12 protein-coding genes, 1 tRNA gene and 1 pseudogene are annotated in these 20,412 nt (G+C 68.2%); 6 read left to right on the top strand and 8 right to left on the bottom strand.

The annotated features are described in order from the left end of the window. Nucleotides 1-136: 136 nt before the first annotated feature. Entirely contained in the window at nt 137-2,617 is a 2,481-nt protein-coding gene (rnr, locus tag VGN58_RS11700; RefSeq protein WP_327483395.1) for a ribonuclease R, read from the bottom strand. A gap of 92 nt (nt 2,618-2,709) precedes the next feature. On the opposite strand from rnr, the gene VGN58_RS11705 reads away from it, so the two are divergent. The 4 genes from VGN58_RS11705 to VGN58_RS11720 all read left to right on the top strand — a co-directional run bounded on the left by VGN58_RS11705 (nt 2,710) and on the right by VGN58_RS11720 (nt 7,981). Next, nucleotides 2,710-2,794, top strand: a tRNA-Leu gene (locus VGN58_RS11705). 146 nt (nt 2,795-2,940) lie between these two features. Next, nucleotides 2,941-4,758 (top strand): SLC13 family permease, encoded by a 1,818-nt coding sequence (locus VGN58_RS11710; RefSeq protein WP_327483396.1) that lies wholly within the window; start codon nt 2,941-2,943, stop codon nt 4,756-4,758. Between the two features lie 56 nt (nt 4,759-4,814). Continuing rightward, the gene (parC, locus tag VGN58_RS11715) at nt 4,815-7,058 is read left to right on the top strand and encodes a DNA topoisomerase IV subunit A (RefSeq protein ID WP_327483397.1); all 2,244 of its coding nucleotides are present in this window, start codon (nt 4,815-4,817) and stop codon (nt 7,056-7,058) included. A gap of 266 nt (nt 7,059-7,324) precedes the next feature. Next, on the top strand, nt 7,325-7,981 hold the full coding sequence (locus VGN58_RS11720; protein WP_327483398.1) for a thiopurine S-methyltransferase: 657 nt from the start codon (nt 7,325-7,327) through the stop codon (nt 7,979-7,981). An 82-nt stretch (nt 7,982-8,063) separates the two neighbouring features. Here VGN58_RS11720 and bfr read toward each other — a convergent pair whose 3' ends face one another. Then, the gene (bfr, locus tag VGN58_RS11725) at nt 8,064-8,549 is read right to left on the bottom strand and encodes a bacterioferritin (RefSeq protein WP_327483399.1); all 486 of its coding nucleotides are present in this window, start codon (nt 8,547-8,549) and stop codon (nt 8,064-8,066) included. 161 nt (nt 8,550-8,710) lie between these two features. On the opposite strand from bfr, the gene VGN58_RS11730 reads away from it, so the two are divergent. Beyond that, a complete protein-coding gene (locus tag VGN58_RS11730; protein WP_327483400.1) occupies nt 8,711-11,104 on the top strand; it encodes a penicillin acylase family protein in 2,394 nt (797 codons plus the stop codon). Between the two features lie 190 nt (nt 11,105-11,294). On the opposite strand, the gene asnB is transcribed toward VGN58_RS11730, so the two are convergent. From asnB to map, 6 genes and pseudogenes are all read right to left on the bottom strand, one after another. Further along, nucleotides 11,295-13,007, bottom strand: coding sequence for an asparagine synthase B (asnB, locus tag VGN58_RS11735; protein WP_327483401.1), 1,713 nt, complete (start codon nt 13,005-13,007; stop codon nt 11,295-11,297). 323 nt (nt 13,008-13,330) lie between these two features. Beyond that, nucleotides 13,331-14,476, bottom strand: coding sequence for a succinyl-diaminopimelate desuccinylase (gene dapE, locus VGN58_RS11740; RefSeq protein ID WP_327483402.1), 1,146 nt, complete (start codon nt 14,474-14,476; stop codon nt 13,331-13,333). Further along, the gene (locus tag VGN58_RS11745) at nt 14,473-14,832 is read right to left on the bottom strand and encodes a Spx/MgsR family RNA polymerase-binding regulatory protein (RefSeq protein WP_327483403.1); all 360 of its coding nucleotides are present in this window, start codon (nt 14,830-14,832) and stop codon (nt 14,473-14,475) included. Before VGN58_RS11745 ends, dapE begins: the two co-directional genes overlap by 4 nt. 158 nt (nt 14,833-14,990) lie before the next feature. Then, nucleotides 14,991-15,818 (bottom strand): annotated as a pseudogene (gene dapD, locus VGN58_RS11750) (2,3,4,5-tetrahydropyridine-2,6-dicarboxylate N-succinyltransferase); the annotation flags it as partial. 43 nt (nt 15,819-15,861) lie between these two features. Further along, entirely contained in the window at nt 15,862-18,456 is a 2,595-nt protein-coding gene (gene glnD, locus VGN58_RS11755; RefSeq protein ID WP_327484641.1) for a [protein-PII] uridylyltransferase, read from the bottom strand. A 44-nt stretch (nt 18,457-18,500) separates the two neighbouring features. Beyond that, nucleotides 18,501-19,277 (bottom strand): type I methionyl aminopeptidase, encoded by a 777-nt coding sequence (gene map, locus VGN58_RS11760; RefSeq protein WP_327483405.1) that lies wholly within the window; start codon nt 19,275-19,277, stop codon nt 18,501-18,503. 321 nt (nt 19,278-19,598) lie between these two features. Here map and rpsB point away from each other — a divergent pair, with 321 nt between their 5' ends. Beyond that, nucleotides 19,599-20,402, top strand: a complete 804-nt coding sequence (rpsB, locus tag VGN58_RS11765; protein WP_327483406.1) for a 30S ribosomal protein S2 — start codon at nt 19,599-19,601, stop codon at nt 20,400-20,402. The last annotated feature ends 10 nt before the right edge of the window (nt 20,403-20,412 follow it).

Raw genomic sequence — 20,412 nt, forward strand, 5'->3', positions numbered from 1 at the left:
TAAACCAACGCCGTCATCCCGGCGAAGGCCGGGACCCAGCGACTTTCGTTTTCATTGCGATGACGCCTGTGCTCGGACACTACGATAGAAGCCGAAGACACTGGGTCCCGGCCTTCGCCGGGATGACGGATCTGAATCAATACTTCTTCTTCGTACGCTTCGCCGGCTGGCCGCGCGGCGGCGGCGGCAGGCCGCTGTCCGCGGTCTTGTCCTCGACCAGGCGGAAGTCGATCTTGCGCTCCTCCAGGCTGGCCTTCAGCACGATGATGCGCACCCGGTCGCCCAGACGGAACGACATGCCGCGACGCTCGCCCGACAGCGTCTTGCGCAGCGGATCGAAGTGGTAATAGTCCTGCGGCAGCTGGGTCACGTGGACCAGGCCGTTGACCTTGGACTGGTCCAGCTCCACGAACAGGCCGAAGCTGGTGACGCCACTGATGACGCCATCGAACTGCCCGCCGACGTGCTGCTCCATCCAGGCCGCCCGGTAGCGTTCGTCGACTTCGCGCTCGGCTTCGTCAGCGCGGCGCGCGCGCTCCGAACACTGCAGCGCCAGCGCCGCCATTTCGTGCGCCGAATACAGGAATTTCTCCGGCTTGCCCTTGGCCAGCGCGTGCTTGATGGCCCGGTGCACCAGCAGGTCGGGATACCGGCGGATCGGCGAGGTGAAGTGGGCGTAGGCGTCCAATGCCAAGCCGAAGTGGCCGGCGTTATCCGGCGAGTACACCGCCAGGCTCTGGCTGCGCAGCACCACCGATTCCAGCAGCGCGACGTCGGGACGCTCACGGATCTTCTTCAGCAACTGGGTGAAATCGCGCGGCTGCACCTTCGACCAGGCCGGCAGGCTCAGCTTGAACTCCTTCAGGAACTCGAGCAGATCCGCGTACTTCGATTCCGGCGGACGGTCATGCACGCGGTACGGGGCGGGCACGCGGGCACCCAACAGGTAGCGCGCGGCCTCGACGTTGGCCGCGATCATGCATTCCTCGATCAGCTTGTGCGCGTCGTTCCGTTGCAGCATGCCGGCCTGCGCAACTTCACCGCGATTGTCCAGCTCGAACCGGACTTCCGAGGTCTCGAACTCGATCGCGCCGCGATTCCCGCGGGCCTTCGCCAGCAGGCCGTACAGCTCGTGCAGGCGCTCGACGTGCGGCAGCAGCGCGCCGATCGATGCGCGCGACTCGGCGTCGTTCTCGCCCACGGCCTTCCACACCTGGTCGTAGGTCAGGCGCGCGTGCGAGCGCATCACCGCCTCGTAGAACTTCGACTGGGTGACTTCGCCCTCGCTGTTGACCTGCATGTCGCAGACGAAGCACATGCGGTCGACGTTCGGATTGAGCGAGCAGATGCCGTTGGACAGCGTCTCCGGCAGCATCGGAACCACGAATCCCGGGAAGTACACCGAGGTCGCGCGCTTCTGCGCTTCGTCGTCCAGCGGCGTACCGGGGCGGACGTAGTGCGACACGTCGGCGATGGCCACCACCAGGCGATAGCCGCTGCGGTTCTTCATCCGCAGGCCCTGGCGGTTGCTTTCGCAATACACCGCATCGTCGAAGTCCTTGGCATCGGCGCCGTCGATGGTCACCAGCGGCATCGAACGCAGATCGACGCGGTTGCCGATCATCGCCGGCTCCACCACCAGCGGCACCGCGGTGGCTTCGTCCAGCACTTCCTGCGGGAACTCGTGCGGCAGGTTGTGGCCGTGGATGGCGGCCTCGACCACCAGCGACGGGGTCAGGCTGTCGCCCAGCACCGCGATGACCTTGCCGATGGGCGGGCGGCGCGCATCGGGCGCCTGCGTCAGTTCAACGACGACGAGTTGGCCGTCGCGCGCACCGCCGGTGGCGTCCTGCGGGATCTGCACGTTGCGCTGGATGCGCTTGTCGTCCGGCGCCACGTAGGCGATGCCGACCTCGAAACCGAAACGCCCGATCAGGCGGGTGACGCCGCGCTCCAGCACGCGCGCGATGCTGCCTTCGCGGCGGCCGCGCCGGTCGATGCCGGTGACATTGGCCAGTGCGCGGTCGCCATGCATCACCTTGCGCATTTCGTAGGGCGGCAGGAACAGGTCGTCGCCGCCGCCCGCGTCCGGGCGCAGGAAGCCGAAGCCATCGGGATTGGCGATCACCGTGCCGGCGATCAGGTCGGTCTGCTGCACCGGCGCGAAACCGCCGCGGCGGTTCTGCACCAGTTGTCCGTCGCGAACCATGGCACCCAGCCGCTTGGTCAGCGCATCGAACCGGTCGGGCGCCTCCAGTCCGAGCGGGCCGGCGATTTCCTCCGCCGTCTGCGGACCGTCCGACGCCTCGAGGAAGCCCAGGATGGCCTCGCGGCTGGCGATCGGCTGGTCGTAGCGCTGCGCTTCGCGCTGCGCATGCGGATCGACGAAGCGTCCGGCCGCACGTGGCGCGGAGCCGCCGCCGTGCCGTCTTGACTGGGGCGCGCCCGCCGCCGGACGGGACGGACCGCGCGCGGGCACGTCCGGCATCCATGGCGGCAGGGGCTTCTTCGCGGGCTTGCCCGACTTGCCGCCCGTGCGGGAGCCGGCATTACCGCCCGGCTTGCTTCCTTTTCCTGCGGGCGTGTTGCCGCCGCTTCGTGGTGTTTTCTTGGTCATGGCGGCATGGTACACCCCGCCTGAACACCCCCATGCGAACGGACCGTTGACAATCCCCGGCCCTGTCCTCAAAATGCGCGCCTCGCTTACCTGCCCAGGTGGCGGAATTGGTAGACGCACTAGTTTCAGGTACTAGCGGGTAAAACCGTGGAGGTTCGAGTCCTCTCCTGGGCACCACGCACAACGAAGACCCTCGCGAAAGCGGGGGTTTTTCGTTTTCCCGTGCCGGCGAACCGCGCCGGAGGGGCCTCACACATCACTGCACGCGACCGCAGTACGCTGTTGAGCACGGGCAGTACGGCATTTCTCGACACGGGGCGCGCATGGAGTTCCAACAGATCCTCTTCCTGATCATCCTGGCGATCACGCTGGGGCTGTTCATCAGCGAGAAGCTGCGCGTCGACCTGGTGGCCATGCTCTGCCTGCTGGCGCTGTCGCTGACCGGCATCCTGGGTCCGAAAGAGGCGTTGTCCGGCTTCGCCAGCGAACCGGCCATCATCGTCGCTGCGGTCTTCGTGCTGTCGGCCGGCTTGTCCGCCACCGGCATCACCGAGCGGATCGGTGCCGGCATCGGGCGCGCGGCCGGGGGCAGCGAATGGCGCACCATCGCCGTGGTCATGCCGGCGACGGCGGCGCTGGCCGCCTTCTCGCACCATGTGATGGTCACGGCGATGATGCTGCCCATCCTGATGCGCATCGCGCGCGAGCAGAAGCTGGCCGCATCGCGCCTGCTGATGCCGATGTCGCTGGCCGCCTCGCTCGGCACCACGCTGACGCTGTTCAGCGCGCCGGCGTTCCTGTTGTCGAACGACCTGATCAAGCGTGCCGGGCTGCCCGCGCTCGACATCTTCGCCATCACCCCGATCGGCATTGCGCTGGTGCTGCTGGGCACCGTGTACATGCTGCTGGGGCGCTGGCTGGTGCCCAAGCGCGAAGGCGAAACACCACAGGGCGACTATCTGAAGCTGGATCGCTACTACACCGAACTGCTGGTGGAAGACGGGTCGCCGTGGATCGGCAAACCGCGCGGCGACTTCGAGAAGACCTTCGACGACCGCCTGCAGGTGGTGGACTGGCTGCGCCACGGCATGCGCCGCCGCAACCAGCGCCTGGACAGCACCCTGGCGGCTGGCGATGTGCTGCTGGTGCGCGCGTCGCCGGACGAGATCGCCTCGATCCGCGACGAGCCGGGGCTGGCGCTGCACGCGGTGGCCAAGTACGGCGAAAAGCGCGAGGACGGCAAGAGCGAGGCGTTGGGCGAGGAACAGCTGGTGCAGGCCGTGGTCGCGCCGCATTCCGAGTTCATCGGCCGCAGCGTGGCCGACATCGACTTCCTGCGGAACCTCGGCGTGGTGGTGGTGGGCCTGTGGCGCCGCGAGGGCTGGCTGCACGGCGAACTCTCGGAAATGGTGCTGCAGGAAGGCGACCTGCTGGTGCTCTGGGGCCAGCAGCAGAACCTGGAACCGCTGTCGACCCACCATGGCTTCCTGATGCTGATGCCGTTCCGTGGCCAGGAGAAGACGCGGCGGCGCGCACCGGTGGCGCTGGCGATCATGGCAGCCGCCGTGGCCGCGGCCGCGACCGAGACGCTGGCACCGCACATCGCCTTCCTCGCCGGCGCGGTGGCCATGGTGCTGACGCGCTGCGTGGACATCGAGCGCGCGTACCAGGAGATCGACGTGCGCATCTTCGTGATGATCGGCGGCGTGATTCCGCTGGGCATCGCCATGGAGAAGACCGGCACCGCCGCGCTGGTGGCCGACCTGTTGTTGAACCATGCGGCGCACTGGTCGCCGCTGGTGCTGCTGCTGGTGATGTTCGCCACCGCCGCGCTGCTCACGCAGATCCTGTCCGACGCCGCCACCACCGTCCTGCTCGCCCCCATCGCCCTGGCCCTGGCCACCGGACTGGATCTGAACCCGGTGCCGTTCGTCGTCTGCACGGCGATGGGCGCGGTGGCGTCATTCCTGACCCCCATCGGCCACCACGGCAACCTGCTGATCCTCAATCCCGGCCGCTACACGTTCGGCGATTTCCTCCGGGTCGGCGTGCCGCTGACCGCCGCGATCGCGCTCACCACGGCCTGGCTGGCGCGCTGGCTGTGGCTGGACGGGCCGTTGCTGCCGAGTATCGGCGGCTGAGACGGGGCGACGGGTAGAATGGGTGGGTTTTCCGACCCGTAGACCGTGCGCCCGCAATGACCGAGACGATCCGCCCCACCTTCCACGGTTTCGAACAGATCCCGCTGCGCGAGTACGCCGAACGCGCCTACCTCGACTATTCGATGTACGTGGTGCTGGACCGCGCCCTGCCCTTCATCGGCGACGGGCTGAAGCCGGTGCAGCGGCGCATCGTCTATTCGATGAGCGAGCTGGGCCTGAACGCCGGCGCCAAGCCGAAGAAGTCCGCCCGCACCGTCGGCGACGTGATCGGCAAGTACCACCCGCACGGCGACAGCGCCTGCTACGAAGCGCTGGTGCTGATGGCCCAGCCGTTCTCGTACCGCTATCCGCTGATCGAGGGCCAGGGCAACTTCGGCTCGCCGGACGACCCCAAGTCGTTCGCGGCCATGCGCTACACCGAATCCAAGCTCACCCCCATCGCCGAAGTGCTGCTGGGCGAACTGGGCCAGGGCACGGTGGACTGGACGCCTAACTTCGACGGCACGCTGGAGGAGCCGACCTGGCTGCCGGCGCGCCTGCCGCATCTGCTGCTCAACGGCACCACCGGCATCGCCGTCGGCATGGCGACCGACGTGCCGCCGCACAACCTCAACGAGATCGTCAGCGCCTGCATCCGCCTGATCGACGATCCGGACGCCACCGTCGCCGACCTGTGCGAACACGTGCGCGGCCCCGACTATCCGACGAAGGCGGAGATCATCACCGCGACGTCCGACCTGCGCGCGATGTACGAGAACGGCACCGGCAGCGTCCGCGCGCGCGCCGTGTGGCGCAAGGACAACGCCAACATCGTCATCGACGCCCTGCCCTACCAGGTGTCGCCGTCGAAGGTGATCGAGCAGATCGCCGCGCAGATGCGCGCCAAGAAGCTGCCGTGGCTGGAGGACATCCGCGACGAGTCCGACCACGCCAATCCGGTGCGCGTCGTGCTGATCCCGCGCTCCAGCCGCGTGGATGCCGAACAGCTGATGGGCCACCTGTTCGCCACCACCGACCTGGAGAAGAGCTACCGGGTCAACCTCAACATCATCGGGCTGGACGGCCGTCCGCAGGTCAAGAACCTGAAGATGCTGCTGACCGAATGGCTGGCGTTCCGCAGCGACACCGTCACCCGCCGCCTGAAGCACCGGCTGGACAAGGTCGATCGCCGCCTGCACCTGTTGGAGGGCCTGCTGGTCGCCTTCCTCAACCTGGATGAAGTGATCCGCATCATCCGCACCGAGGACGAACCGAAGGCCGCCCTGATCGCGCGCTTCGGGCTGAGCGAGGAGCAGGCCGACTACATCCTCGATACCAAGCTCAAGCAGCTGGCGCGCCTCGAGGAGATGAAGATCCGTGGCGAGCAGGACGAACTGCTGGCCGAGCGCGAGAAGATCGCCGGCATCCTGGAGTCCAAGGCCAAGCTGAAGAAGCTGATCAAGGACGAACTGACCGCCGACGCGAAGAAGTTCGGCGATGACCGCCTGTCGCCGCTGGTGCAGCGTGATGCCGCGCAGGCGCTGGACGAAACCGAACTGGTCGCCAGTGAACCGATGACCGTGGTGCTCTCGGAAAAGGGCTGGATCCGCGCCGCCAAGGGCCACGACGTGGACGCGTCCACGCTGTCGTACCGCGACGGCGACGGGCTGCTGGGCGCGGTGCGCTCGCGCAGCACGCAACAGGTGGCCTTCCTCGATTCGGAAGGCCGCAGCTATTCCACCGCGGTGCATACGCTGCCCTCGGCGCGCGGCAACGGCGAGCCGCTGACCGGCCGTTTCTCGCCGGCTGCAGGCGCTTCGTTCCAGGCATTGGCCAGCGGCGACAACGACAGCCGCTTCGTACTGGCGTCGTCGCACGGCTACGGCTTCGTCACCCGCTTCGAGAACCTCACCGGCCGCCAGAAGGCCGGCAAGGCGATGCTCAACCTGACGCCGGGCGCCAACGTGCTGCAACCGGCGCAGGTGCCCAACACCGCGACCGACCGCATCGTCGCGGTCACCAGCGCCGGCCACCTGCTGGCCTTCCCGGTCAGCGAACTGCCGGAACTCGACAAGGGCAAGGGCAACAAGATCATCGAGATCCCGAAGGCCAAGCTGGGCACCGAACGCGTGGTCGCGATCGCCGCGGTGTCGCCGGGCGCGACATTGCTGGTCAGGAGCGGCCAGCGCACGATGAGCCTGTCGTTCAAGGACCTGGACGAGTATGTCGGCGCGCGGGCGACGCGGGGTGGGTTGTTGCCGCGCGGGTGGCAGAAGGTCGACGGGCTGGAGGTCCAGTAGTTCACCAGACGGGCGCGCTGCGGCGCGTTCGTCATCGCCACCGCCCGTTTTTCAGGGGGCGCGGCAGAAGGTGGATGGACTGCAGGTGCAGTAGCGGGACGTGCAAGGCGCACGTTCAGAGCAGCGTTTGCGCCATCGGCTTGCCGCAGAAAGCCGTAGAGCGGAGCTTGCTCCGCTGCATCGCACGGCATCAGGGGCGCCAGAGTCGGGCAAGCTCGACCCTACGCTTTGGTTTCATCCTTCTTTTTCCTGCGGAGTGAGCGCTGATGGACGCCGATTTCTGGTTGCAGCGGTGGCAGGAAGGCCAGATCGGCTTCCACCGTCATGACGTGATGCCGCTGCTGCAGAAGCACTGGCCGTCGCTGCAGTTGCCGGAAGGGTCGCGCGTCCTGGTGCCGTTGTGCGGCAAGTCACTGGACATGCACTGGCTGGCGGCGCAGGGCCATCGCGTGCTGGGCGTGGAGCTGTCGCCGCTGGCGGTGACGCAGTTCTTCGACGAGGCCGGGCTGGAGCCTACGCGGACGACCAGCCGCTACGGCGAGCACTTCAGCACCGGCCCCATCGAGATCATCCTGGGCGATGCGTTCGGCCTGGAGCCGGCGCTGCTGGCGGATGTCGCCGGCGTCTATGACCGCGCCGCACTGATCGCCCTGCCGCCCGACCTGCGCCGGCGCTATCGCGACACGGTCTATGCCGCCCTGCCGGCCGGCTGCCAGGGCCTGCTGATCACGCTGGAGTATCCCCAGGAGGAAAAGGCCGGGCCGCCGTTCTCGGTGGCGCAGGCCGAAGTCGAAGGCCTGTTCGCGGCGCCATGGCGGCACACGCTGCTGGAGCGGCGCGACATCCTGGACCAGGAGCCGCGCTTCCGGGAGGAAGGGCTGAGTGCGTTGGAGACGGCGGTCTACCGTCTCCGCCGTTCGTAGAGCGGAGCTCGCTCCGCTGCTTTTCATCCGAGCGGCATCGCTATCGTGCAAAGCCGAGCAAGCTCGGCGCTACGGGAAGCGGTTATTCGGCGGCGGGTTCGCCGTCGAGCTTGGAGGTCAGGTACAGCTCGATGCCGAGGCGCTTGATCAGGCCCAGCTGCTGTTCGAGCCAGTGCGCGTGGTCTTCCTCGGTGTCCTTCAGCTGGGCCAGCAGGATTTCGCGGCTGACGTAGTCGCCGTGCTGCTCGCAGATGCCCACGCCCTTGGCTAGGTTGGCCCGCACCGCGTACTCGACCTCGAGGTCCCGCTGCAGCATCTCCTCCACCTTCCTGCCGGCCACGAACGGCTCCGGCCGCATGTCCGGATCGCCTTCCAGGAACAGGATGCGGCGCAGCAGCGCGTCGGCGTGCTCGGTCTCCTCCTGCATCTCGTGGTCGATGCGGTGGAACAGGGCCTTCAATCCCTGGTCCTCGTAACGGCGCGAATGGATGAAGTACTGGTCGCGGGCGGCCAGTTCGCCGCGCAGCAGGAACTTGAGGTAATCGACGACGTCGGGATGGCCTTTCATGGGCGCGGCTCCGGGGGCGAGGCGCGCATGATGCCCCATCCTTCCGGACGATGACCGAATCGGAATCAGTCTCGTTCGTCGCTGCAGCGCGACAGTGGCGGTCATGGCTTCCGTGGAATAATCCGGCCACCCCGCCACGCCCTCCCCGCAAGGATTCCGCAATGCTGAAGTGGACCCGGCGCATCGCGCTGCTGCTGTTGGCCCTGGTTGTCGTGGCATTGCTGGCGGCGTGGTGGTCGATGCGGGGCAGCCTGGCGGCCCTGGACGGCGAGCGGCCACTGACGGGCCTGTCCGCGCCGGTCACCGTCCAGCGCGATGCGCTTGGGGTGGTGACCATCGACGCCGCCAGCGAAACCGATGCCGTACGCGCACTCGGCTTCGTGCATGCGCAGGAACGCTACTTCGAAATGGACCTGATGCGGCGCAGCTCCGCCGGTGAACTGTCCGAACTGTTCGGCCCCGTCGCGGTGGACCTGGACAAGGCGCGCCGGATGCATCGCATGCGCGCACGCGTGGACGCGTCGCTCGACGGATTCGCCGGCGACCGGATGCCGCAGCTGCAGGCCTACGCCGATGGCGTGAACCAGGGATTGGGCGCCTTGAAGACGCGCCCCTGGCCGTATCTGCTGCTGCGGCAGTCGCCGCGTCCGTGGGAAGTCGCCGACTCCGCGCTGGCCGGCTATGCCATGTACTTCGACCTGCAGGATGCGGACAACGTGCGCGAGCTCGGCCTGTGGAAGATCCGTCGCCAGGTGCCGCCCGAGCTTTATTCGCTGCTGACCCATGACGGTACCGAATGGGATGCGCCGCTGCAGGGCGAGCCGCGCGGCAACGCCGCCTTGCCGACCGCCGACCAGCTCGACCTGCGCACGTTGCCCATGCCGAAGGGCGACTCGCACCAGCGGCTGGCCGACAAGGGTACGCCGGGCAGCAACAACTGGGCGGTGGCCGGCGCACTGACGGCGGATGGTCGCGCGATCGTCGCCGACGACATGCATCTGGGCCTGCGCGCGCCCAATCTCTGGTTCCGCGTGCGCCTGCGCTACCCGGACCCGCACGCGCCCGGCGGCACGGTCGATGTGTCCGGCTTCAGCCTGCCCGGCCTGCCGGCGATCATCGTGGGCAGCAACGGTCACGTGGCATGGGGCTTCACCAACAGTTACGCGGACACGGCGGACTGGTATCCGGTGAAGCCCTGCGGCCAGGACGACGCGAGCGAAACCTGCGATGCCGTCGAACACCACGCCGAGACCATCCGTATCGCCGGCGACGATCCCGTGACACTGGACGTGCCGGAAACACGCTACGGCCCGATCATCCACGCGGCGGCAGGCGGCCAACCCGCGCTCGCGTTGCGTTGGGTCGCGCATCAGCCGGGCGCGCTGAACTTCGGTCTGGCCGACTTCGCCACCGCCGGTGACCTGTCCGCCGCCTTGTCGGTGGCCCAACGCACGGCGACCCCCGCGCAGAACCTGGTCATCGCCGACCACAACGGCCGCATCGCCTGGCGCATCCTGGGACCACTGCCGTCACGGGCCGCGTCGTGTGCGCACACGCTGGAACGGGCGCCGGCCGCACCCGCCGACGATGCCTCACCCCAGGCGCCCGGCAGCTGCAGTCCCTGGGTGATTTCCAGCCAACTCTCGCCGGTGCTGACCTCGCCGGCCAACCATCGCCTGTGGACGGCGAACGCGCGTGTGCTGGACGGCGCGGCCCTCGCCCGCGTCGGCGATGGCGGCTACGCACTGGGCGCACGTGCGAAGCAGATCCGGGACGGCCTGCTGGCCAACGAACAGTTCACCGAAAAGGACCTCCTGGCCATCCAGCTCGACGACCGCGCCCTGTTTCTCGAGCGCTGGTGGCGGCTGCTGCAGGACGAAGCCAAACGACAGCCGGCGAACGCATCGATCAAGGCGCTCGCCGACGCCGGCAAGACCTGGGAAGGCGTCGCCAGCGTCGATTCGGTGAGCTATCGCCTGGTGCGCGCGTGGCGTCTGGCGGTGCACGCGCGCATCGCCGACGGCCTGACCGCGCCTGCGCAGGCGGCGTTGGGCGACGCCTTCGTCATGCCCGACCTGCCGCAACTGGAAGGCGTGGCGTGGCCGCTGCTCGAACAGCGTCCGCCGCATCTGCTGTCGCGCCGCTACACGACCTGGGATGCGCTGCTGGAGGATGCGGCGAAGGAAGTCCGCGACGACCTGGCCGGCCAGGGTCCGCTGGCCGAGCGCCGCTGGGGCGAACGCAACACCGCCAGGATCTGCCACCCGCTGGCCAACGCCCTGCCCGCCATCCTCAAGCCGAGGCTGTGCATGCCGGGCGAAGCGCTCGCGGGTGACGGCGCCATGCCGCGCGTGCAGGGTCCGTCCTTCGGTGCCTCGCAGCGCATGGTGGTATCACCCGGCCACGAGGCCGACGGCATCATCCACATGCCGGGCGGCCAGAGCGGACACCCGATGTCGCCGTTCTGGGGCGCCGGACACGACGACTGGGTGCACGGGCGGCCGACGCCGTTCCTGCCGGGCGATGCGCGGCATACGCTGACGCTGCGCCCCTGATGCATCTCGGCTCCCTCGCACGCGATGGGTAGGCAGCGTCCGGCGCATGCCCGATGCCTGATGCGGGGTGGATGAAGGGGGCTCCGGCACTCCGCTCGGTCCGTGGAAGACCGCAGCGAACTCGCAGCGCTCGCCCCTCATCCGGCCTGTCGGCCACCTTCTCCCCGCAAGCGGAGGAGAAGGCGAATGGCTACAGCGCCGCGTTGTGTACGCCGGACACGGCACGCCCGGACGGATCGGCCATCTTCGCGAAGCTCGCATCCCACGCGATGGCGGCCGGCGACGAGCAGGCGATCGACTTGCCGCCCGGCACCGTCTCGGCGCAGGCCTGGCCCGGATAGTGCTGCTCGAACAGCGTGCGGTAGAAATACGCTTCCTTGGTCTGCGGCGGATTGACCGGGAAGCGCTTGTCGGCGGCGGCCAGTTCGCGGTCACTGACCTGCGCTTCCGCATGCGCCTTCAGCCCGTCGATCCAGCCGTAGCCGACGCCATCGCTGAACTGCTCCTTCTGCCGCCACAGGATCGACTCCGGCAGATAACCCTCGAAGGCCTCGCGCAGCACGCCCTTCTCCATGCGCTGCGCGCCGGCGCTGCCCTTGTCGATCATCTTGTGCAGGGCGTCCATCTTCATCGCCACGTCGAGGAACTCGACATCGAGGAACGGGACGCGCGGCTCCACGCCCCAGGCCATCATCGACTTGTTCGCGCGCAGGCAGTCGTAGTTGTGCAGTGCATCCAGCTTGCGCACCAGTTCCTCGTGGAACTCGCGCGCGTTTGGCGCCTTGTGGAAATACAGGTAGCCGCCGAAGATCTCGTCGCTGCCCTCGCCCGACAGCACCATCTTCACGCCCATCGCCTTGATCCGGCGCGCCAGCAGGTACATCGGCGTGGACGCGCGGATGGTGGTGACATCGTAGGTCTCGATGTGGCGGATCACCTCCGGAATCGCGTCGAGCCCTTCCTGGAAGGTGTAGGTGAAGCCATGGTGCACCGTGCCCAGCGCCTTCGCCGCGACCTCGGCGGCGGCCAGGTCCGGCGAGCCTTCCAGGCCGATGGCGAACGAGTGCAGCCGCGGCCACCAGGCCTCCGTCGTATCGTTGTCTTCGATGCGATGGCGTGCGTAGCGCGCGGCCACCGCCGCGACCAGCGACGAATCCAGCCCGCCGGAGAGCAGCACGCCGTACGGCACGTCCGTCATGAGCTGGCGATGCACGGCACGCTCGAAGGCCTCACGCAGCTCCTGCTTCGCCACCTCGACACCTTCGACCGCAGCGTAGTCGCGCCACGGCTTCTCGTAGTACTTCCGTAGAGCGGGCCTTGGCCCGCCGTCCGTCGCATCCGTCGAGACCTCGTAGTAATGCCCCGGCGGAAACTGCGCCACGTCCGCGCAGATCGGCGCCAGCGCCTTCATCTCCGAGGCCACGCACAGGCGGCCCTCGCGGTCGTGCCCCCAGTACAACGGGCAGACGCCGATCGGATCACGCGCGATCAGGACGCGTCCTTTCGCCCTGTCCCACAGCGCGAACGCGAAGATGCCGTTGAGCCGGTTGAGGAACGAAGCCGGCATGTCTTCCCGGTACAACGCGTTGATGACCTCGCAGTCCGAGCCGGTCTGGAACGCGTAGTCCTGCGCCAGTTCCGCCTTCAGCTCGCGATGGTTGTAGATCTCGCCATTGACCGCCAGCACCAGTTCACCGTCGGACGAACGCAAGGGCTGCGAGCCGCCGGCAGGATCGACGATGGCCAGGCGCTCGTGCACCAGGATGGCCCCGTCGTCGTGGTACACGCCGCTCCAGTCGGGACCGCGATGGCGCTGCTTCTGCGAAAGCTCCAGCGACTGCCGTCGCAGCGCCTGGATGTCGTCGCCGGGCTGCAGCCCGAAGATGCCGAAGATGGAACACATGGGTGGAAGCTCCTGGTAGGGTCGGTGGCGGAGGCCCGAAACGAAGAAACCCGCATCTCGCGATGCGGGTTTCTGGTATCCGGCAGGTCTTTCCTTGCCTAGTCGCAGAGCCGCATCGCCCGCGTCCGATTGTTCGGGCGCAGGTTGTTGCGGTTGTTGTTGATGGCGGTGCGGCACGGCATGAAGCGACCGTAACCGCTTAGACCGGCACTTGGCAAGCTCCGTAAAAGTTGCGCCTGCAACCACCAAGACCCTGTAGGAGCGCCCTCGGGCGCGATGCTTTTCAGGAACGGGCGTGAAAGGCATCGCGCCCGAGGGCGCTCCTACAAAGCAGCGCGAACCGGCAGCATCAGCCGCTCAAGCAGCTTCTGGTACAGGCCAGGCAGCGCCTCGAGATCCTTCACGCGGATATTTTCGTCGACCTTGTGGATGCTGGCGTTGACCGGCCCGACCTCGATGCACTCCGCACCCAGCGGCGCGATGAAGCGCGCATCGGACGTGCCGCCGGCCGTGCTCTCTTCGGGCGGCGCGCCGGTGAATTCGCCCAGCACCGCGCGCGCGGTGGCGCGCAGGTGGCCTTCCGGCGTGTAGAACGGCTCGCCACCGCGCAGCCACTGGATGCTGTACTCCAGACCGTGCCTGCGGAAGATGCCCTCGATCTCCCGCTCCAGTCGTTCCGCCGTCCAGCTGGGATTGAAGCGCAGGTTGAACACGACCTGCAGTTCGCCCGGGATGACGTTGCTGGCGCCGGTGCCCGCGTTGATGTTGGAGATCTGCAGGCTGGTCGGCGGGAAGCTCTCGTAGCCGTCGTCCCACTGGCGCGCCGCCAATTCGTCCAGCGCCGGCAGGGCCTTGTGGATGGGGTTGAGCGCCTTGTGCGGATACGCCACATGCCCCTGCACGCCATGCACCTGCAGCGTCCCGGTGAGCGTGCCGCGGCGACCGACGCGCAACAGGTCGCCCAGCTGCTCCTTCGACGACGGCTCGCCGGTGATGCACCAGTCGATCTTCTGCCCGCGCTCGCGGAACAGCTCGGCGACCCTCTTCACGCCATCGTGCGCAGGCCCTTCCTCGTCCGACGTGACCAGCAGGGCGACCGTGCCCCGATGGTCCGGATGCGCATCGACGAAGCGCTCCAGCGCGATCGTGCACGCGGCCACGCTGCACTTCATGTCGGCGGTGCCGCGCCCGTAGAGCACTCCATCGCGCACGGTCGGCACGAAGGGATCGCTGGTCCACGCGGACAGCGGCCCCGGCGGCACCACGTCCGTGTGGCCGAGCAGCACCAGCACCGGCGAGCCGCTGCCGTGCGTAGCCCAGAGGTTGTCGGTGTCGCCGAAGCGCAGGTGTTCGCACTGGAAGCCCCATTGCGCCAGCCGTGTCGCCAGCACCTGCTGGCAGCCCGCATCGTCCGGCGTCACCGAATGACGGCGGATCAGTTCGCTGGAAAGCTCGACCACATCGCTCACGACTCGGCTCCGAACTGCTTCTTGAAGCCATTGTCGCTGAAGCCCTGTGAAAAGCCCGCGGCGCCGCCGATGACGACAGGCCGGCGGATCAGCTGCGGATATTCCTTCAGCAGCAGCGTCCACTCCGCATCGGAACCCGGCGTCTTGCGGTTCTCCGGCAGCTGCCGCCAGGTGGTCGACGACTTGTTGATCAGCGCATCCCAGCCGCCCGCCTTCTCCGCCCACGCCTTCAGCGTCTCGGGCGTCTGCCGGTCATCGCGATAGTCCACGAAGGTGTAGGCGATGCCGAAGCGGTCCAGCCATTTGGTCGCCTTCTTGCAGGTGTCGCAGTTCTTCAAACCATAAAGGGTGGTCATGCGTGATCGATTCCGCAATATCGTGAGCCGTCGTCCCAGCGCACGCTGGGACCCATCTTGATTCTGAGCTCGCTCCACGCATCCTGGAAGAGCGTTGAACGGGCATCGACGCGAGACAGCGGCGGCAACGAGCCGCTGCCCAACCGGCAATGGTCGCGTCAGTCCGCCAATCCGCGCAGCAGTTCGTTGACGCTGGTCTTGCTGCGCGTCTTCTCGTCGACCTGCTTGACGATCACCGCGCAGTACAGCGAGTGCGAACCGTCGGCGGCCGGCAGCGAGCCGGAGACGACAACGCTGCCCGGCGGCACGTAGCCGTAGGTGATTTCCTTCGTCGCGCGGTTGTAGATGCGCGTGGACTGGCCGATGAACACGCCCATGCCGATGACGCTGTGATGGCCGACCACCACCCCCTCGACGACTTCCGAACGCGCGCCGATGAAGCAATGGTCCTCGATGATCGTCGGGCTGGCCTGCAGCGGCTCCAGCACGCCGCCGATGCCGGCGCCGCCGGACAGGTGGCAGTGTTTGCCGATCTGCGCGCACGAGCCGACGGTGGCCCAGGTGTCGACCATCGTGCCTTCGCCGACGTAGGCGCCGATGTTGACGAAGCTCGGCATCAGCACCACGTCCTTGCCGAAGTACGTGCCGCGGCGTGCGATCGCACCGGGAACGACGCGCACGCCGAGCTTGCGGAAGTCGTTCTCGTCGAACGCGCCGAAGCGCGCCTCGACCTTGTCCCAGAACGGCGCAGGATAGGCTTCCACCAGTTCCATCTCGTTGACGCGGAAGTACAGCAGCACGGCTTTCTTCAACCACTCGTTGACCTTCCAGCCGCCCTTGCCGTCGGGCTCGGCCACGCGCAGCTTGCCGCTCTCCAGGCCTTCGATGGCCAGTTCGACCGCAGTGCGGGTGGAACCTTCGATCTCCGCCGGCGTCAGTTCGGCGCGGCGCTCGAACGCGCTCTCGATGGTGGACTTCAGTTCTTCGGTCTTGCTGGCTTTGCGGGTCATCGAACGATCCAGATGCGGGTCAGGGGGGAGTGTCGAGGCCGGCACGCAACGCGTCGCGCAGCGCGTCCTGCAGGGAGGGGACGGTGAGCGGACGGTCGTGCTCGTCGGTGATCTGGAACACGTCCTCCGCACGCTCGCCGAAGGTGGCGATACGCGCGTCGTGCACGCGCAGCCGCTGCCGGCGCAGCACCTGGGCGACGTCCGACAGCAGGCCGGGACGGTCGGGTGCGACCAGGCCGAGGATGGTGCGGCGACCATCCGGCGTGGTGCCGAACTCGATGCGCGGCGCGAAACGGAAGTGGCGCAGCTGGCGCGGCACCGCGCGACGCGAGGTGCGCACGCTGTCCAGGGGGCGCGCCAGCGCGTCGCCCAGCGTGCGCTCGATGTCGGCCGGGTCGCGCGGCGCATACGTGTCGGCCGGCAACAGCTCGAACGTATCGAAGATCGTGCCCTGCGGACCGACCAGCACGCGCGCCTGGTGGATGGCGAAGCCCATGCGGTCGAGGGTGGCGAGGATGGCGGCGAACAGGCCGTCGCGGTCGGGCGAATGCACGAACACCTCGATGGCATCGGCATCGTCGGCGATGCGCCGTGCGCGCACCCGCGTTTCGCCGGGGGCGACGCCACGGATGGCCTGCGCCTGCCAGGCGAGCTGTTCCGGACGGAAACGCAGGAAGCTTTCCTCCGGCATCGCGGTGAACAGCGCATCGGCCTGCGCCGCCGTCATGCCCTGCAGTTCGAGCAGCGCGCGCACGCTGCCGCGTGCCTCGTCGAGGCGTTCCTCGACCGCCACCGGGTTCTCCAGCCCCTCGCGCAGCACCCGGCGCGCGGCGAAGTAGAGGTCGGCCAGCAGGCGGTCCTTCCATGCGTTCCACAGTTTGGGACTGGTGCCCGCGATATCCGCGCACGTCAGCAGGTACAGGTAGTCCAGCCGTTCGCGGTCCCCCACCAGGGTGGCGAACCGATGGATGACCTCGGGGTCGGCAATGTCCTGCTTCTGCGCCGTCACCGACATGCGCAGGTGCTGTTCCACCAGCCATGCCACCAGCGCGGTATCGCCCTCGCTCAGCGCATGCGCCGCGCAGAACTCGCGTGCGTCCACCGCGCCCAGTTCGGAGTGATCGCCGCCGCGCCCCTTGGCGATGTCGTGGAACAGGCCGGCCAGCAGCAGCAGCTCCGGCTTGCGCAGGCGCGGCCACACTTCATGCGCGATGGAAAAGCGCTCGTCGGCACGGCCGCCGGCAAATGCCGCGATGTTCCGCAGCACCATCAGCGTGTGCTGGTCGACGGTGTAGACGTGGAACAGGTCGAACTGCATGCGCCCGGATACGCGCGCGAAGGCGGGGATCCACTGCCCCAGCACGCCCAGGCGCGCCATGCGGGTGAGACTGTCCACCGCGCGGGGCGCGCGCAGCAGCGCCATGAAGGCATCGCGCTGCGCACGCGTGGCGTCGGGATACGGCGACAGCTTCGGCAGCGACTCGGCCAGCGCGCGCGCGGTGCGCGAATGCAGGCCGCGCATCTGCGGATGGGCTGCCCAGACCGCGAACAGCGCGAACACCCGGCCGACATCGTTGGCCGGCCAGTCGCCGTGCCGCGCGGCCAGATAGCCGCGGCGCGACGCGAACTGGTCATCGAGCGGCTCGGCCAGCGCTTCGCCGTCGAACTGCTCCTCGAAACGCTGCAGCAGGCGGTCGCTGATCCGCCGCACAATGGCAGCGCTGCGGTAGAAGCCCTGCATCATCTTCTCGACGCCCAGGCTCCCGGCGTCGTCGGCGAAACCCAGCCGCTGCGCGAGGGTCTTCTGGTAGTCGAACCGCAGGCGCTCCTCGGGCCGGCCCGCGACCCGGTGCAGGCCATAGCGCAGTCGCCCCAGCGCGCGCCGTTCGCGCGCCAGCGCGCCGGCTTCGTCCTGCCCCAGATGGCCCAGCCCGACCAGCGCCTCCAGGTCGCGCACGCCGAACGTGCGCAGCGCCATCCATCCCAGCGTGTGCAGGTCGCGCAGGCCGCCGGGACCTTCCTTGATGTTGGGTTCCAGGTTGTCGGAGGTGTCGCCGAACCGCGCGTGGCGGATGCGCAGTTCCTCGCGCTTGGCCACGAAGAAGTCGCGCGCGGGCCAGACGCGTGCCGGACCGATGGCATCGATCAGCAGGCCCTCGTCGACCGGTTCGCCGACGATCAGCCGCTCCTCGATCAGGGCCGTGAGCACGCTCTGGTCGGCCGCCGCGGCCGCCGTGCACTGCACGGCCGAGCGCACGCTGTGGCTGATCGGCAGGCCGGCATCCCACAACAGCGCGAACAGGCGCGCCACGGCATCGTGGTGGGCCTGCTGCGCGTCCGCCGGTGCCAGCACCAGCACGTCCACGTCAGAATGCGGAAAGAGTTCGCCGCGGCCGTAGCCGCCCACCGCGAACAGCGCCATCGGCGCCTCGGCCGGAATGCAGCGGGCCCAGGCTTCCTTCAGCAGATGATCGACCGCCCGCGCGCGCAGCGCGAGGAGGCGGTCCATGCCGTCGTCCTGGTCGAAGCGCCTGTCCAGCCGGGCATCGGTGTTGGCCAGCGACGCCCGCGCCGCTGCCGCCCAGTCCGCGTCATCGGCGACGTCCGGGCCGATGTCCGGAAGCCGCGTCGCCTGTCCGTTCGCGGCTGTCGTCGTGCTCACAGGTCGTTGTCGTCGCCCGGCACGCGGGTCAGGATCTCGACGCCGTCCTCGGTCACCGCCACCGTGTGCTCCCACTGCGCGGACAGCTTGCGGTCCTTGGTCACCACGGTCCAGCCGTCGGGCAGCACGCGGGTGTGGCGCGCGCCTTCGTTGATCATCGGCTCGATGGTGAAGGTCATGCCCGGCTTCAGCACCACGCCCTCGCCCGGCCGGCCGTAGTGCAGCACCTGCGGCTCGTCGTGGTAGACCTTGCCGATGCCGTGCCCGCAGTACTCGCGCACCACGCTGAAACGCTCGCTTTCGGCGTACTGCTGGATCGCATGACCCACGTCGCCCAGGGTGGCGCCCGGCTTCACCGCACGGATGCCGCGGAACATCGCCTCGCGCGTGGTGTCCACCAGCCGCTTCGCCATCACCGACGGCGTACCGACCATGTACATGCGGCTGGTGTCGCCGTGCCAGCCGTCCTTGATGACGGTGACGTCGATGTTGAGGATGTCGCCATCCTTCAGCACCTTGGCCTCGCTGGGGATGCCATGGCAGATGACGTTGTTGACCGAGGTGCATACCGTGGCCGGGAAACCCTTGTAGCCCACGTTGGCCGGGATGGCTTTCTGCACGTTGACGATGTGATCGTGGCAGATGCGGTCCAGTTCGGCGGTGGTGACGCCCGGCTTCACGTACGGGGCGACCACCTGCAGCACTTCGGCGGCCAGTCGGCCGGCGATGCGCATCTGGGCGAGGTCTTCGGGGGTCTTGAGCTGGATGGCCATTGGCCGATTATCCCCCATTTGGCGCGCGGGCTGAACGGCCGGGGCCGCCAGGCCCTGTCCGCCCGGGCGGGTCGGTTTGCGGCGGCACGCGAAAGACCGCTATACTCCCGCGGCTTCGCGCCCGGGGTCCGCCCGGCCGGACCGCCCACGTCGGGCGACACCGACGAATCCACACCTGCTGCCCCAACCCGTGCCGGGGTGCCCTTCGCTGAAGGGTTCGGACACGGACGCCGCAGGGAGGCCCAACCCCGGAACCCCGCCCTCACCGGCGCCGTCCTCCATTGAACCGGACGGTGGGTTCCCTTCGATGGAGTCACTGCAATGCCCCAAGTCACCATGCGCCAGATGCTGGAAGCCGGCGTCCACTTCGGCCACCAGACCCGCTACTGGAACCCCAAGATGGCGCCGTACATCTTCGGTGCCCGCGGCAAGATCCACATCATCAACCTCGAGAAGACCGTTCCGCTGTTCAACGACGCGATGAACTTCATCTCGGGCGTGGCGCAGAAGCGCGGCACCATCCTGTTCCTGGGCACCAAGCGCAGCGCGCGCGAGGCCGTGAAGGAAGAAGCCGAGCGTTGCGGCATGCCGTACATGACCCAGCGCTGGCTGGGCGGCACGCTGACCAACTTCGCCACGGTGAAGAAGTCGGTCGCCCGCCTGAAGGAACTGGAAGCCGCCGAAACCGACGGCACGTTCGAGAAGCTGGTCAAGCACGAAGTGCTGGGCCTGCGCCGCGAGCGCGAGAAGCTGCTGGCCTCGCTGGGCGGCATCAAGGAAATGAACCGCCTGCCCGACGCCCTGTTCGTCATCGACATCGGCCATGAAGACATCGCCATCAAGGAAGCCAAGAAGCTCGGCATCCCGGTGATCGCGGTGGTCGACTCGAACTACGACCCGGCCCTGGTCGACTACGCCATCCCCGGCAACGACGACGCCATCCGCGCCGTACAGCTGTACGCCCGTGCCGCCGCCGACGCCGTGCTGGAAGGCAAGGCCGCCCAGCCGAACGCCGCCACCGTGCGCGAGGAAGAGTTCGCCGAAGGCGGCGACGACAAGGGTGCCCGCCGCGCCCCGGCCAAGAAGGCCGCCGGCAAGAAGTCCGACGAAGCCGCCGCCGAGTAATCCGGCTGCA

This window comes from Pseudoxanthomonas sp. (assembly GCF_035999195.1).
Taxonomy (GTDB): Bacteria; Pseudomonadota; Gammaproteobacteria; order Xanthomonadales; family Xanthomonadaceae; genus Pseudoxanthomonas_A.

Bases quoted from the DNA above. Each gene is read 5' to 3' on its own strand.
- rpsB (WP_327483406.1), top strand. From the start codon at position 19,599: ATGCCCCAAGTCACCATGCGCCAGATGCTGGAAGCCGGCGTCCACTTC.
- map (WP_327483405.1), bottom strand. From the start codon at position 19,277: ATGGCCATCCAGCTCAAGACCCCCGAAGACCTCGCCCAGATGCGCATC.
- bfr (WP_327483399.1), bottom strand. From the start codon at position 8,549: ATGAAAGGCCATCCCGACGTCGTCGATTACCTCAAGTTCCTGCTGCGC.
- VGN58_RS11730 (WP_327483400.1), top strand. From the start codon at position 8,711: ATGCTGAAGTGGACCCGGCGCATCGCGCTGCTGCTGTTGGCCCTGGTT.
- VGN58_RS11720 (WP_327483398.1), top strand. From the start codon at position 7,325: ATGGACGCCGATTTCTGGTTGCAGCGGTGGCAGGAAGGCCAGATCGGC.
- rnr (WP_327483395.1), bottom strand. From the start codon at position 2,617: ATGACCAAGAAAACACCACGAAGCGGCGGCAACACGCCCGCAGGAAAA.
- VGN58_RS11710 (WP_327483396.1), top strand. From the start codon at position 2,941: ATGGAGTTCCAACAGATCCTCTTCCTGATCATCCTGGCGATCACGCTG.
- parC (WP_327483397.1), top strand. From the start codon at position 4,815: ATGACCGAGACGATCCGCCCCACCTTCCACGGTTTCGAACAGATCCCG.
- VGN58_RS11745 (WP_327483403.1), bottom strand. From the start codon at position 14,832: ATGACCACCCTTTATGGTTTGAAGAACTGCGACACCTGCAAGAAGGCG.
- asnB (WP_327483401.1), bottom strand. From the start codon at position 13,007: ATGTGTTCCATCTTCGGCATCTTCGGGCTGCAGCCCGGCGACGACATC.